Source organism: bacterium, assembly GCA_021372615.1.
Lineage (GTDB): Bacteria > Armatimonadota > Zipacnadia > Zipacnadales > UBA11051 > JAJFUB01.
The window spans coordinates 100,946-115,255 of sequence record JAJFUB010000085.1 but is presented as its reverse complement, the minus strand read 5'-3'; the positions used below and the strand labels follow the sequence as shown (position 1 = coordinate 115,255).

The 14,310-nt window shown below is 68.8% G+C and carries 12 protein-coding genes; all 12 read left to right on the top strand.

Annotated elements, in window-relative coordinates; translation table 11 throughout:
- Window positions 1-2 precede the first annotated feature (2 nt).
- The 12 genes from LLH23_12400 to LLH23_12345 all read left to right on the top strand — a co-directional run bounded on the left by LLH23_12400 (window position 3) and on the right by LLH23_12345 (window position 14,257).
- A complete protein-coding gene (locus LLH23_12400) occupies window positions 3-845 on the top strand; it encodes an alpha/beta fold hydrolase (GenBank protein MCE5239277.1) in 843 nt (280 codons plus the stop codon).
- Window positions 818-2,026 carry a glycosyltransferase family 4 protein gene (locus LLH23_12395; protein ID MCE5239276.1) on the top strand — a complete coding sequence of 403 codons (1,209 nt, stop codon included), beginning with the start codon at window positions 818-820 and terminating at the stop codon, window positions 2,024-2,026. Before LLH23_12400 ends, LLH23_12395 begins: the two co-directional genes overlap by 28 nt.
- Window positions 2,023-3,132, top strand: coding sequence for a glycosyltransferase family 4 protein (locus LLH23_12390; protein ID MCE5239275.1), 1,110 nt, complete (start codon window positions 2,023-2,025; stop codon window positions 3,130-3,132). Before LLH23_12395 ends, LLH23_12390 begins: the two co-directional genes overlap by 4 nt.
- The gene (locus LLH23_12385; GenBank protein ID MCE5239274.1) at window positions 3,119-4,414 is read left to right on the top strand and encodes a glycosyltransferase family 4 protein; all 1,296 of its coding nucleotides are present in this window, start codon (window positions 3,119-3,121) and stop codon (window positions 4,412-4,414) included. Before LLH23_12390 ends, LLH23_12385 begins: the two co-directional genes overlap by 14 nt.
- A gap of 66 nt (window positions 4,415-4,480) precedes the next feature.
- The gene (locus LLH23_12380; GenBank protein MCE5239273.1) at window positions 4,481-5,887 is read left to right on the top strand and encodes a hypothetical protein; all 1,407 of its coding nucleotides are present in this window, start codon (window positions 4,481-4,483) and stop codon (window positions 5,885-5,887) included.
- Window positions 5,888-5,939: 52 nt separating this feature from the next.
- The gene (locus LLH23_12375) at window positions 5,940-7,673 is read left to right on the top strand and encodes an oligosaccharide flippase family protein (protein ID MCE5239272.1); all 1,734 of its coding nucleotides are present in this window, start codon (window positions 5,940-5,942) and stop codon (window positions 7,671-7,673) included.
- Between the two features lie 86 nt (window positions 7,674-7,759).
- Window positions 7,760-8,911: a glycosyltransferase family 4 protein gene (locus LLH23_12370; protein MCE5239271.1), complete on the top strand. Its 1,152-nt coding sequence runs from the start codon at window positions 7,760-7,762 to the stop codon at window positions 8,909-8,911.
- Window positions 8,908-9,657 (top strand): lipoyl(octanoyl) transferase LipB, encoded by a 750-nt coding sequence (lipB, locus tag LLH23_12365; protein ID MCE5239270.1) that lies wholly within the window; start codon window positions 8,908-8,910, stop codon window positions 9,655-9,657. The genes LLH23_12370 and lipB overlap by 4 nt, the downstream gene beginning before the upstream one ends.
- Before the next feature lies 1 nt (window position 9,658).
- Window positions 9,659-10,381, top strand: coding sequence for a hypothetical protein (locus LLH23_12360; GenBank protein MCE5239269.1), 723 nt, complete (start codon window positions 9,659-9,661; stop codon window positions 10,379-10,381).
- On the top strand, window positions 10,378-11,748 hold the full coding sequence (locus LLH23_12355) for an O-antigen ligase family protein (protein MCE5239268.1): 1,371 nt from the start codon (window positions 10,378-10,380) through the stop codon (window positions 11,746-11,748). Before LLH23_12360 ends, LLH23_12355 begins: the two co-directional genes overlap by 4 nt.
- 10 nt (window positions 11,749-11,758) lie before the next feature.
- On the top strand, window positions 11,759-12,280 hold the full coding sequence (locus LLH23_12350) for a hypothetical protein (protein ID MCE5239267.1): 522 nt from the start codon (window positions 11,759-11,761) through the stop codon (window positions 12,278-12,280).
- Window positions 12,281-12,295: 15 nt separating this feature from the next.
- The gene (locus tag LLH23_12345; protein ID MCE5239266.1) at window positions 12,296-14,257 is read left to right on the top strand and encodes a hypothetical protein; all 1,962 of its coding nucleotides are present in this window, start codon (window positions 12,296-12,298) and stop codon (window positions 14,255-14,257) included.
- Window positions 14,258-14,310: the final 53 nt, after the last annotated feature.

Here is a 14,310-nt window from a genome sequence, read left to right as displayed (position 1 = left end):
CCATGGAACGACACTGCTACTTCGAGAGTGAGGGCGCCCGACTGCTGGCGGCCCTGCACATTCCGGATGAAGGCTTCCCGAAGCTGCCGCTGGGGTTAGTCTATCTGCACGGTTGGGCGGGCTACCGCATCGGCCCGCACCAGATGTTCACCAAGGCGGCGCGCCGCGCCGAGGGGATGGGGTTCTGCAGCCTGCGCTTCGACTTCCGGGGGCGCGGCGACTCCGAGGGCGACACGCAGGCGACAACGCTGACGACGATGATCGCCGATACGGTGGCCGCCACGCGGTTCCTGCTCGCCGAGACAGGCCTGGAGCGCGTGGCGCTGATCGGGGATTGCTCGGGCAGTGAGGTGGCGCTGGGAACCGGGCCGCTGCATGAGGCGATCCGCGCGATGGTGCTGTGGTCGGCGCCCATCGTGGCCGGTGACCGCCGGCTGAGCGACAGCGCCAAGAAGCGGCAGATCTGGCTGACGTACCTGCGCAAGGCGTTCCGCAAGGAGACCTGGCAGAAGCTCGTGGGGGCGAAGCTGCAACTCGGGCAGATTCGGCGCGCGCTGGCGTCGGGCGGCAAGGGCGCCGGCGAAGAGGGCGCCGAAGTAGACGCCGAGATTGACTGGTACGAGCGCTTCATGGGCTTTGGCGGCGAGCGTCTGTTCATCTACGGCGGCAACGACCCGACGACGGTGGCCTCGGTCGAGCACTACGAGATGCTGTGTCGCCGCGCCAACAAGCCGTTCGACTCGTTCATCGTGCCGGGCGCCAACCATGCCTTCTATTCGCTGGCCTGGGAGAACCAGGTCATTGATCGGACTCTGGCATGGCTGCGGGGGCAGGCGGGGGTGTAGCGAGCAACCACGAGTGGCAGGTGACCATGGTTCCCGCGCCCGCCGCATCTTCACTGCGCGTCCTGTATGTCAACCACGTCGGCGTCCTCGGCGGGGCGGAGCGGAGTCTACTGGGACTGCTGCAGGCGGTGGATCGGCGGCAGATCGAGCCGCACCTGGCTGCCCCCGATGACGGTCCGCTGGCAGACGCCGCCCGCCAAGCCGGCATTCCCGTGCATCCCCTCCCGCCCTGCCGCCTGCACCGTCCGCAGACTCCCTGGGACTTCGTCGCCGCCTTCCGCACCTTCGGGCGCTTCCGCCGCGCGTTGCGCCGAGCGTGCCGCGCGGTGGAGCCTGACCTCATCCACGCCAACAGCCTCATCAGCGCCTGGGCGTCCACGCGCGTCACCCGAGCTCCGGTCGTGTGGCACTGCCGCGATCTGCGGGCCCCCGCGCACCTCGTGCGGGCGGTTCGGCGGCGGGCGACGCGCGTCATTGCCATCTCACAGGCGGTGGCCTCCTACATCGAAGCAACGGCGCCGCAGGGCGCCCCCGTGACGGTCATCACCAACGGCTTCAGCCCGCAGGATGTGCATGTCACACGGCGGCGCAGCCAGGTGCGCGGCGACTGGGAGATGGGCGCGGAGACGCCGCTGATCGGCTGCATGGGCCAGTTGGTGCCGTGGAAGCGGCAGGATGTACTGCTGCGAGCCATGCCGCTGGTGTTGGAGCACGTGCCGCAGGCGCGGGTCGTCTTCATGGGCAGCGACACCTTCGACGAGCACCCCGAGTACGTGGCGTCACTGCACGAGTTGGCGAACGCGCCCTCGCTCCAGGGCCATGTCGTCTGGGCGGGCTTCGTGGACCACCCGGCCGACGCACTGGCGGCCCTGGATGTGCTGGCCCACCCTGCCGACCGGGAGCCGTTCGGGCGGGTGGTGCTCGAAGCCCTCGCTCTGGGCGTGCCCGTGGTGGCGGTCAACCAGGCCGGCCCGGCCGAGATCATCGAGGACGGGCGCAGTGGGCTGCTGGTGCCGCCCGACGACCCGGCCGCGCTGGCGGAGGGGATTGTGCACCTGCTGCAGGACGGTGAGCTGCGCGAGGGCCTCAGTGACGGCGCGCGCATCCGCGCCGGGCACTTTTCGGTCAGCCACACGGCCGCGCGCGTGCTGGAGCTGTACCGCGAGGTGCTCGCGCCATGAGAGTGGGTCTCGACGGCATGCTGCTGGGCGGGCACCACTCCGGGGTGGAGCAATCCATCGAGGGGCTGATCGGGGCGCTGCCGCAGGTGGCCCCGGAGCATGGATACCTGCTGGCGTGCCGACGGGAGTATGCCGAGCACAGCCCGGTAGCGGCGCTGCCCGCGCCGGGATGGGCGCGCGGGCGGTTGCTGCGGATTGCCTACGAGCAGACGCGGCTGGCGCACGACCTGCGCAGCCGCTGCGACCTGCTGCACGCCCCCGGCTACATCATGCCGCTGAACTGGCACGGGCCCTCGGTGCTCACGGTCTATGATGTCATCGCCCTGCAGTTCCCGCACCTGTGCAAGCCCAGCAATGTGTGGCACTACCGGGCGATGCTGCCGCGCAGCCTGCGCCGGGCGACGGCCGTGGTCGTGCCGACCGAGACCGTGGCACGGGATGTGCGGCAGCTGGCGCCCGAGGTGGGAAAGAAGCTGCGGGTCATTCCCCTGGGCATCGGCGAGCAGTACCGTCCGGTCGGCGCCGCCGAGGTGGCTGAAGTCCGCGAGCGCCTGGGGCTGCCGGAGCGGTTCATCCTGTGCGTGGGCAATGTCGAACCCAAGAAGAACCTGCCGGCGGTCATCCGGGCCTTCGCCGGCGTGGCGGATCGGGCGCCGCACCACCTGCTGGTGGCCGGCAGGCCGGCGTGGGGTGCCGACGCGGTCGCCGCGGCACAACGGCAGGGCGCCGGGACCGACAAGGTGGCCGCCCTGGGCTACGTGGCGCCCGCGGACCTGCCTGCGCTATACACCGCCGCCGACCTTCTGGTACAATGGTCGCTGTACGAAGGCATGGGGCTGCCGCCGCTGGAGGCGATGGCCTGCGGCACGCCGGTGCTGGTCTCCGACGGCGGGGCGCTGCCGGAGGTCGCGGGGCCGGCGGCGGAGGTCGTGCCCTTGGGGCCGCCGGAGCGGCTGACGGAGGGCCTGCAGCGCCTGCTGTCGAATGGGACTCGGCTGGCCGAACTCCGTGCGGCCGGCCTGCGTCATGCGGCGCAGTTCACCTGGCAGCGCCATGCCCGGGCCGTGGTGGCGCTCTACGAGGAAGTTCTCCATGCGCAGAGTTGACTCGGGACGAGCGCGCCTGGTCTACGTCCTGGGCCAGTTCCCCTCGCTGTCAGAGACCTTCATCCTCCGCGAGATGGTGGCGCTGGAGGAGATGGGGTTTGCGGTCATCCCCCTGTCCATGCAGGCCGCCCCTCCGGGCCCGCCCCACGCCCAGGCCGAGCCCTTCCTGCGCCGCACCCTCTACCGCCCTCGCCCGCTCTCTTCCGCCACGCTGACCGCACTGCTCAGAACGTGCTTCCAGCGGCCGCTCGGCCTGGCCTCGACGCTTTGCTTCCTGCTGCGCATGGTGGTCCTCCACCCGGGGTGCGCCCGCGAGCTACTCTCGGCCTTCGCAGCGGCCGTCCACTTCGCCTCCCAGCTCTCCCCGCGCGAGGCGCGCCATGTCCACGCGCACTTCGCCAGCTACCCGGCCACCGTCGGACTGATGCTGATGGAGATATGCGGATGCGGCTATAGCATCTCGTGCCACGCCCAGGACATCTTCGGCCCCGGTACGGTGCTGCTGTCGCGCAAGTGCCGCGAGGCCGACTTCGTCACCGTGTGCACGCGCCATGGCATGGAACGGTTGCAGCGCAACCACTCACTAATCCTGGGGGACAAGCTGCACCTCGTCCGGCACGGGGTGGATGTGGCGCGGATGGTGCAGGAGTCGCACATAGACTACCCCCTGCCGATGATCCTGTCGGCAGGGCGGCTGGTGGAGAAGAAGGGCTTCCCGCTTCTGCTGCAGGCCGCGGCGCTGCTGAACGGGCGGGGGCTGCAGTTCGAGCTGGTCATCGCCGGCGACGGGCCCATGCGGGATGAGTTGGAGCGCCTGGCGGGCGGCCTGGGCCTGCGCGACCGGGTGGTCTTTGCCGGGCATCTGACCCAGGAGCAACTGACTCACGTGTACCGGCGCGCGGACGCCTTCTGCCTGGCCAGCACCGTGGCCAAGGATGGCGACCGCGACGGCCTGCCCAATGTCATCCTGGAGGCCATGGCCTTCGGCGTGCCAGTCGTGGCGAGCAACCTGAGCGCCATCCCGGAAGCGATCATCGACGAGGAGACGGGGCTGCTGGCGGCGCCGGGGTCGCCGCAAGACCTGGCGGCGCAACTGGAGCGGGCGCTGGATGACCGGGAGCTGCGGGCCAGGCTGATCGCCAACGCACGACGACTCGTGCAGGATGAGTTTGACCTGCACAAGAACACGGTGCAGTTGGGGCGGCTGTTCGCCCAGAACCTCGGGCTGCGCGACTGGCCCTTGCAGGACAGCCCGGCGGAGCCCGCCTCCATCGAGTTGTAGACCCCTGCGGGCTGTTGGCTGATGGGAGTCATGCACACTCCGGCCAGTGGCAGGAGGATGAGGCCCATGCCACGCCACGCGCTACTGCTGTCGTTGTGTGTCCTGCTCGGCGGCCTGTCCGCCCCGGGCCGCGCCGCAGACGAGGTCGTGCTGAGGGTCTCGAACCAGGGGCATGTGTCCGTCGTGTTCTCGGACCAGACCGCCATCGAGATGGGGCCGGCGGTGCTAAGCCGCGCCTGGGCCTACACCGGCGCCTGGGCGGCGCTGATGGTTGAGGGGAACGGCCGTGACCTGACGCAGGCGGGGCAGACCACCTGGCTGCCGGTGTGTGGCGAGGGCGGCCGGTGCGTGACCGTCTCCGGTCACTTGCAGCCCGACCAAGAGGACCCGCAACTGCTGCACTTCCTGTACCGCTTCTCCGCGGAAGCGCCGGTGCCGCTCAACTCGGCCTACCTGGAGATGCGGCTGCCGCTGAAGCCCTACGCCGGCGAGGAGTTGGCGACCCTCGGCCGCCTGAAATGCGAGCCCGCCTTCTCGGTGGACCCGCCCGCGCCGGGAGCGCACCTGGCAAACGGCACTGGCAGCGGAGTGAGCGCCGCCGGCGCAGCGCCCCACGGCTTCCGCCTGCAGACCGAGACGCCGCACTGGATGTGTGTCAATGACGAGCGGGTCTGGAACAAGCGCAACGAGTTCTACACCATCCAGTCGTGCGCCATCGTGAGGCCGGAGGGGGCGACGCTGGAGCCGGGACAGTCGGCCGAAGTCCAGGGCACGATCCGGTTCAACGCGCCCCTCAGGATCGAGCAGCCGCCAGCGCCCGCCCCGCCGCCGGCACCGGCGGCGATGGCCGACCTGCAAGCCGACCTGAGCAACCCCTGGCTGGTGTGTTGGCGCGGGGCAACCGGACAGCGCGTGCTGGCCGCTCACCTGACACTGCGCGGCGGCCGGGGCGGAAACGCGATGCCCACCGTCGAGGCGACCACGCCGTCGGCCGACCCGCCCGGAGTGACCGTGACGGGGAAGCTATGGGCCGATGAGGGCGCGGGCGCCGGCTTCGACGCCTGGCAGCAGACCGTGGCGAAGCCGGGGGAGCTGGCCCTTCAGGCCAAGCTCACGGCACGCACCAAGTTCGCCTGCGGCGGGCTGGCGGTGGACACGTGGCTGCCGCGCACGTTCGCGGAGGGCTATGAGGCTGCGTTTGTGGGCGGGCCCCAGGCCCACCCGCCGACGGTCATGCTCCAGCCCGGTTCGCGCCGTGTCGGCTGCGCCCTCGCCACCGGGGTGCGGCTGCAGTCAGGCGGCCGGCGCGCACTGGAACTCCGGGGCGCCGCCCCGGCCATCTGGGAGATCTTCGCGACTGACGACGGCTATGTCGTCAGTGAATGGCTGCTGGGCTACTACAACGAGCCGGCGCGGGCTGAAGCCGGGGGTGTGACCCAGACCAGCCTGACGTGCCAATGGGGGCCGCAGTAGCCGCCCGCCGCAGACACGCGCCAACCTGCCGCAGGGAATCGGGACAGCTTTCATGGATGACGAAATGGATCTGGCGCCGGTTGATCCGGCTGAAGAACAAGCGAAGAGCGAGGCCGCCGACGATGCCACGGCGGGGCGGCGCATGGCCCTGGGCGGCATCATCATCTCGGCCTTCCTCTTCCTGGGAAAGGTCGCCGGCTACGCCAAGAGCATCCTCATCTCCGGGTACTTCGGCAGCGATGTGCGCACCGATGCCTTCTACCGGGTCTATGATGTCCTGATCTACGGGACGTACACGAACCTGGAGAAGATCATCCGTCCGGCCTACCTGCCGCAGTTCGTGCGCGACATGAAGGAGGAGGGGGAGCCGAAGGCCTGGCAACTCACCAGCACGGTGGGCAACTTGGAGTTGCTGCTCCTGCTGGCGCTGACGGTGGTGCTGGAGGTCTTCGCCCCCCAGATCCTGCGCACGCTCTGGCCGACGATGGCCGCCGACTCGATCGGCTTCCCCACGGGCGTCCTGATGATCCGGGTCATGGCCCCGACGATCATCTTCCTGTCCCTGTCGCTGATGCCGGAGTTGACGCTGCACGCCTACAAGCGCTTCACGCTGCCGGCGTTCGCGGAGTTCTCGCTGCGCGTGGGGAGCGCCGCCGGGATCGTGCTGGGCGTGTACCTGCTCTGGGACCCGCACGGCTCGCACGGCATCCTGGCAGCGGCGCTGGGGGCCATCATCGGCGGCTGCCTGCGGTTCTTCGTGATGCTCCCCGGCCTGGTGGGGAAGCTGCGCAACTACCGGGCCATTGCCAGCCCGGTGCGGGATGCCAGCACGCGGACGGTCTTCAGCCTGATGCCGCCGTTGCTGCTGGGGATGGCGGCGGCCTATGCGCGCAACTACGCCGACAGCGTGTACACCGACCGCCTGGGCCCCAGCATGTACACCAACCTCAAGTTCGCCCGCACGATGGGCGACTCGGCGCTGCAGATCCTGCCGCTGGCGGTCAGCTTCGTCGTCTACCCCTTCCTGTCGGGCTGGGCCGCGCGCGGCGAGAAGGACAAGCTGGCCGAGGCGCTGGTCAGCATGACGCGCATCATGGCCTTCATCTTCGTGCCCATCTCCGTGGCGATGATGTTCCTGGCTCGGCCGATCATCACCGTGGTCTACGAGCACGGGGCGATGACCTCCGAGGATGCGGCGCGGTCGGCGCTGGCGCTGTTCTGCTATGCTCCGGGGCTGCTGTTCTTCGCCCTGGAAACCAGCATCATGAAGTGGTTCTTCGCCCTGCAGGACACCAAGACGCCGAACTACTGGGGCGCGGGGATGGCGGTGCTGAACATCATCATCGCCGGCCTGGGCGTGATGTGGCTGTGGCCGCAGGGCTCCATTAGCGCCACCGGGGCGCTCGCCTTCGTGGCTCTGGCCCTGACGCTGAGCAAGAGCGCCAAGGTCATCATCCTGTACGGGTCGTTGCGCCGGAAGATCGGTCACATTGACCGCCGCGCCGTCCTGTCCTTCGCCGCCAGGCTCGCACTGGCGGCCGCCCTCATGGGCGGCGTCATCTACTTCATCGGCGCCGGCCTGGCCCCGACGCTGAACGCCTGGCAGCCGCCCTTTGCCGCCAAGAAGCTGCGCATGCTGGCGCTCGCGGCGGCCGTGGGGTGTGGCGGTGGCGGCGTCTTCCTGGTCACGGCGGCGCTGCTGAAGATCGAGGAACTGACCATGGTCGCGGGGTTCGTCCGCGAAAAGGTGCGCAAGCGGCTGAGGAAAGGCAATAACGAAGAGTGAAGAAGGAAGAATGAAGAGGGCAGAGGCACGAAGCGCGCTCTCGCTCGTCGCTCTTCCGTCTTCTCTCTTCCCTCTTTGATTGAGCCATGTCCCCCATTCGCCTCCTCCATGTGCTTGAAGCCACGGTCGGCGGTACGCGCCGGCACTTGCTCGACTTGTGCCTGAACCTCCCCCGCGACCGCTTCCAGCAGTATGTTGTGTGCTCGACGTTGCGCGATGAGCGCTTTCTGGATGACGTCCAGGCACTGGACGCGGCCGGGATCCAGGTCATGGATCTGCCCATGCGGCGGGAGATCAGTCCGCTGTCGGACGGGCGGTGCCTGCGGCAACTGCGGATCGCGATGGCCGCCTGGCAGCCGCAGATCGTGCACGGGCACAGCTCCAAGGGTGGCTTCCTGGCCCGCCTGGCGGTGCGGAGCCTGCGCCCCCGCCCCAGGACCGTCTATAACCCCCACGGCTTCGCCTTCCAGATGCGCACCTCCGCCCTCAAGCGCGGGCTGTATGTGGCGCTGGAGCGGCTCGCCGGGCGGTGGACGGATGTCCTCGTGGCCGGATGTGACGGGCAGAAGCAACTGGCCCTGCAGCACCATGTTGTGCCTGACGAGCGCATCGCGATCATTCCCAATGGCATCCGAGTGGACGAGTTCCGGGTGGCGGCAGATCGGGAAGCGTGTCGGCGAGCGCTGGGGCTGCCGACAGAGGCTACCCTCGTCGGAACCGTCGCCGCGCTGACGCCGCAGAAGGGCGTTGCACAGCTTGTGCGGGCGGCCGCGGCGGTGCATCGGGAGCGACCGCGGGTGCATCTGGCGGTGGCCGGGCATGGCCCGCTGCTGCCGCAACTGCGGCGGCTGGCCGAGTCGCTGCAGGCGTCGGAGGCGATCCACTTCCTGGGCCAGCGCGATGATGTCCCGCAGTTCCTGGCCGCGCTGGATGTGTTCGTCCTGCCCTCGCTGTGGGAGGGGCTGCCGTATGCGCTGCTGGAGGCCGGAGCGGCCGGCGTGCCGGTCATCGCGACGGCCATCCCCGGCAATGTGGACGTGATCGAGCACGAGCGCACCGGGCTGCTGGTAGCGCCGGGCGACCACCTGGAGCTGACACTGGCGCTGTTCCGGGCGCTGGACGACCCGCAGATGCCGCGCCTGGCGGAGGCCTTGCGGGAGCGGGTCGAGCGCGACTACAGCCTGGAGCGCATGATCGCGGGGCATGTGCGCATGTACGAGGGGCTGGTGCAGGCGTGAGGGAGCTTCAGGTGTGGCGGCTAGGGCGGCGGGAGTACGGCGAGACGGTGGCGCTGCAGGAGGAGTTGGTGCGTCAGCGACGGGCGGGGGAGATCCCGGATGCGCTGCTGCTGCTGGAGCATGAAGCGGTGGTCACGGTCGGGAGAGGGCACGGCCCGTCTGCCTCACCCCCGGCCCCTCTCCCTCGCTCCGCTTCGCTGCGTTCGGGAGAGGGGGGAACGGCAACGAACGGCGACGGTATTCCTGTGGTGGAAACCTCACGGGGGGGGGAAGCAACATACCATGGACCGGGGCAACTGGTCGCGTACCCCATTGTTGACCTGCGGCAGTGGCGGCGGGATCTGCACTGGTATCTGCGGCAGCTTGAGGCGGCGGGGATCGAGACGCTCCGGCAGCTTGGGGTCGAGGCAGGGAATAGGCCGGGGCATACAGGCGTCTGGGTACAGGAACGGAAGATCGCGTCCCTCGGGATCGCGGTGCGCGGCTGGGTGACGTATCACGGGCTGGCGCTGAACGTGGATTGCGACATGTCCGGGTTCGCCGGCTTCAACCCGTGTGGCCTGCCGTCGGACACCATGGTGTCGTTGCGCGAGCTGGGGTTGGTGGTGGGGGTCGCCGAGGTGGCGACCGCGTTCGCGCAGGCCTTCCAAGGCGTCCTTGGTTATGATAGACTTCACTTTCTTCCGGAAACGCCGGAGGATGTGTTGCGTCTAAGAGTTGTTGCTACTACAATAGATGGTAGATAGCATGGACGACGACCTGGAACTCGAACCACCGCCGCTGCATCCAGCCCATCGGCGCCAGATCAGCCTACTGTCCGGACTGATGCACGCGGGTCTGGGTCTTGTGGCCGTCTCGGCCGTGTGGACTCTGCAACCAGGCATGACGCCGCGCCAGTGGGGGGCTTACCTGCTGGTCGCAGTCGCCATGCTGGTCTGGGCTGCGGTCACGCGTGGTCGGTGCGGGTTCCAGGACGGGGGCAAGCTCCTGACGGCCCTGGGCGGAGCGCTGGTGTTGCGGCTGGCGCGCGACCCGCAACTGGCCGCCATCCCATCCCTGGGCGACAGCCTGCCTTCTTGGCTGGCGGCCGTCGCCCCAGGGCTGGCCATGCTGGGTCTGCTGTTGGCCGCCATCTGCGGCCTCCTGTTCGTGCGCACCTTGAATGCCTATCTGGGACACGGCCACGAGTCGCCGTTCGTGTGGGCGATCAACTGGAGCGCGGCGCTGGTCGTGGCGCTATCCGTGATCGCCTTCTTCACCATGCGCCGCTTCTACGAGATCGAGAACGCCGCCCTGATCGTGCTACTCGCCGGGACGGTGCAGTACTACCTGATGACGCGGCTGCTGCTCAGCGCCTCCGGACGAACAACGGTCGGGGCCGGGCCGCAGATCTACCTGGCGGTGACGATCCTGCTCGCCTTCGGCCGCAATCTGCTGGCCGGACTGGTGATCGGAGGGGAGGGCCCGTGAACGCGACTGCACCCATCGAGCGGCCCACGCCGCCTCGCTTCTTGACCTGGCTGGCACTGGCGCTGATCTTCGTCACACCGGGGCAACTGGCGTACGCGGTGGACCCCAAGCATGGCCCGTTCATCGCTCTGGCCGATGTCCTGGCAGTGATGGTGGGTGGGCTGTTCTTCCTGTGGGTGCTGTTCGCCGGCTTGCCCGAGGGTTGGCCGACGGGGCTGCGCGGGCGGCTCAGCCGCGTCTCGTGGCCGCCCCTGCCGCTGTGGGCCTGGGTGGCGGTGGCCGTGCTGTCGGGTCTGGGGGCCGAAAGCCCCAAGGCCGCGGCGCTGGAGATCATCCAGCTTGTCCTGTACTTCGGCGTCGTCTACATGCTGTTTGCCAATGTGCTGCTCGGCGAGCAGCAGCGGCGGCAGGCGGTGCGAGTCCTGCTCGTCGCGACGACGCTGGCTGTCGGCTATGCCCTGTTCCAGTACTTCACGACCAACGACCCGCTGGCGGTGAAGTCACTGTTCCAGAGCCGGACGGCCTACAGTGGCTTCCTGGCGCTGGTACTGCCGTTGTTCCTGGGGCTGACGCTGTGGTCCGAACTGGCGTGGGAGCGTTACTGGTGCGGCCTGCTGGCGGTTGTCGGTGGTCTGACGATCCTGGCCCCGCCCATGGTGTGGGTGGTGGCGATCGTCTGTGTGACGATGGCCGCGACCTGGGGCCGCAGTCACCTGCTCGTGAAGGCGGCCGCGGCGACACTGGTGTTCATGGCAGTGACAGTCGCCCTGGTGCCGCTCAACCGGCAGGTGTTCCAGGACACCCTCGACCCGTACGAGGAGGGGCCGGTCTACAAAGTCATGCAGGTGGCGGGGGAGGAGGGGGCTGCGGACCAGACGCAGGGCCCCATCGTCAAGAAGCGCTGGATCGAGTGGATGCCGTCGCTGAACATGCTGGCCGAGAACTTCGTGCTGGGCGTGGGCGCCGGCAACTACCAGCTCAACATCGGCCAGCCGCAGTACTACGGCTTCCTGCCCAATGTCAGGAAGTCCGAGCCGGACACGAACAGCCTCTACCTGGTCACGGCCGGTAGCATGGGCCTGGCCGGTCTGGTGTGCCTGCTGGCCTTCATCGGGCACTACTGGCACCTGGCCGGGAGCCTGTGGATGCACGCCCACACGCCCTTCGGTCGGGCCCTGGCGTGCGGCTTGTACGGCGCCTGCGTGGCGCTACTGATCGGCAGCCTGTTCACCAGCGTCTTCGTGCGGGGCACAGCCCTCGCCTGGGCGCTGATCTTCGCTCTCATCGCAGGCATGGCCCGCGAAGGGGTCATGCGAACACGGGCGGCGTCGGCTCCGGCGCCGTCGGCAAGAAGCAAGGGTTTCTGAGGTGATGGACATGAGGAAGTTGCTGTGCGTTGCTGTCGTCGCGGCCTGCCTGGTCGTCACGCTGTGCTGGGCCGCCGGTAAGAAGGTCGTCGTCGAGGCCGAGAAGTGCACGAGCATCACCCCCTCGATGCAGAAGACGGCGAGCCGGTTGGCTTCCGGCGGGTATTTCATCCAGATTCCGCTGCGCCGCCCCCATGCGACGACTGAGACCGGACCCGCCGACACAGGCAATGCCACCTACACCGTCAACCTGCCGATCCACGCCTCCTACCGCTTTTGGGGCCGCTGCCACTGGCAGGACGGGTGCGGCAACTCGTTCTTCGTGAAGATCGGGAGCAAGCCGGCCGTGGTGCTGGGCCAGGATGGCAGCTACCTGCGGTGGCACTGGGTCAAGGGCCCGACTGTCGAGATGGGGCCGGGGCCAGTCCAGATAGTGATCCAGAACCGTGAGGACGGCGCCAAGATAGACCAGTTCCTGCTCACCAGCGACCTCAGCTACGTGCCGGTCCGCGCCGAGCGAGCCACCCGGTAGAGGCGGAGTGACCCGTTGACTAAGCTATCTGTGTGTCTATGCCTGCTGGTTGCCGGAGTCGTCATTCCGGCCACCGCCTACCCCGCCCCCCTGCAGTTCCTGGAGGACGAAGGCGAAGGTGACTTCGACCTCCGGGGCGTCCTGGCGGTCACGGATGCCGCCAAGCTGTCCGCTCAGATCGCCTTCAACGTCCAGGAGGGTGGGAAGCAGCAGTACCTGCTGACCCTCCAGCAGGGCGCAGCGGCCATCACGCGCGTCAGCGGCCGCCAGGCGGTTGCTGTCGGTCCACGGGTGCCCCTGCCGCTCAAGAACGGGACGAAGGTGCCCTTCACGCTGCAGCGGCGCGACTGGCGCATGGCCCTGGTGTGGGACGGCGTGGTGGTGCTGCGGGCCTACGACGCGACGCTGCACGACGGGAAGGTCGGGACGCTGGCCAAAGGCGGCGCCTTCGGCGACCTGCGCGTGCAGCCGGTGGGGGAGATGATCGCCCAAGATGACTTCGTGCGCGAGGAGGGCGCGCAGAGCATCTGGCAGCCGATCCTGGGCAACTGGGAAGCACGTACGCTGCGCGATGACCCGCAGGCCGGCCGCGAGGAAAGCGACAAGTCAGCGAACGCCTTCTCCTACTTCGGCTCGGGCAGTCCCCGGGCCATTACCATCGCCGGCAACTGGTTCTGGGACCGCTACGGTGTCGAGACCTCCGTCAAGCCCATGGGCCTGGGGGCCGTCGGCGTCGTGCTGTACTACCAGGACGACAAGAACTACCTGGTAGCCCGCTGGACGAGCCTGGCCGACACCGGCGCCAATGGCGACAAGCTGCAACTCGTGGCCATGCGCAGCGGCCAGGAGACGGTGCTCGCGGAGCGCTCCGGCGGCTATGACCCCGGGCAATGGACCAAGCTGCGCGCCCAGGCCTGCGACGGCATCGTGCAGTGCGTGGTGGATGACCAGCTCATGCTGGAGACCGAGACGGGGCTGTTCGGTCAGGGGCAGATGGGCCTGTACGTCGAGGGCAAGGCCGGCGCGTTCTTCGACGACGTGTCCTGCGACCAGTGGGACCTCTTCCGCGAGACCTTCGGCAAGCCGACGGCGGGCAAGTGGCGGGGCCAGGGCTGGGTGCAGCAGAACGGGCTGATGACCCACAGCAGCGCGGGGCGCGGGACATGCGCGACCGGCGCCAACTGGGAACGCTACACCGTCGCAGCGGAGGTGACGACCAACCCCGCCGCGGGCGCCGGTGTCGCCATCGCCAAGACCGAAGAGGGCTACTGCGTGTTGCGCGTGGCCCCGCCGGGGGCCAAGGTGTCCTATGCGGGGAAGGCGCAACTGGTGCGCTTCACACCCAAGGGCGGGTCCGTGCTGGCCGAGCAGGCGCTCACCGACAGGGCGGTCAAGCACACCATGCGCGTCAGCATCGAGGACGGGCTGCTGACCGGGGTGGTGGACAGCAGCGTGCGCCTGCAGGCTCTGGCCTCTGGCGTGGTCGGCGGGGCCATCGGCCTCTATGCCGACGGGCGCGCCTCCTTCGACAATGTCCGGCTGTCGCTGCTGCCGCCGCGCAAGGGCTCGCACGTCACCAAGGAATTCACCGAGTCGGACAAGCACCCGGAGATGGCGGAATGGGCCAGCACCAAGGCCCCGTGGGTGAAGCCACCGGAGGGCCAGGACGACTGGTGGAGCAAGGGCGACTACTTCGGCGAGACCTCCGTCGCCCTGACGATCCCGGCCGTCGGCTCCAAGACGGGCACAGCCCGGGCGATGCTCGGGGGCGAGCCGGGCCAGAAGACGGGCGTGTCTCTGGTCATCACGGCCACTGAGAAGTCCAAGAAGCTGGCCTTCGCCTTGTCGGCCGCCGACCAGGAGCTGAAGAAGACCGAGGTGGACGTCGAGGGCGATGCCAACATCGTCTTCAGCCGCGAGAGCAAGCTGTTCGTCGTGAGCGTCAACGACCAGCCGGTGCTGACTGTGAATCGCTGACGTTGGGTTCCGCTGTTGACTAGCCATGACCGGGCGCGGGTGGTTCGACCCGC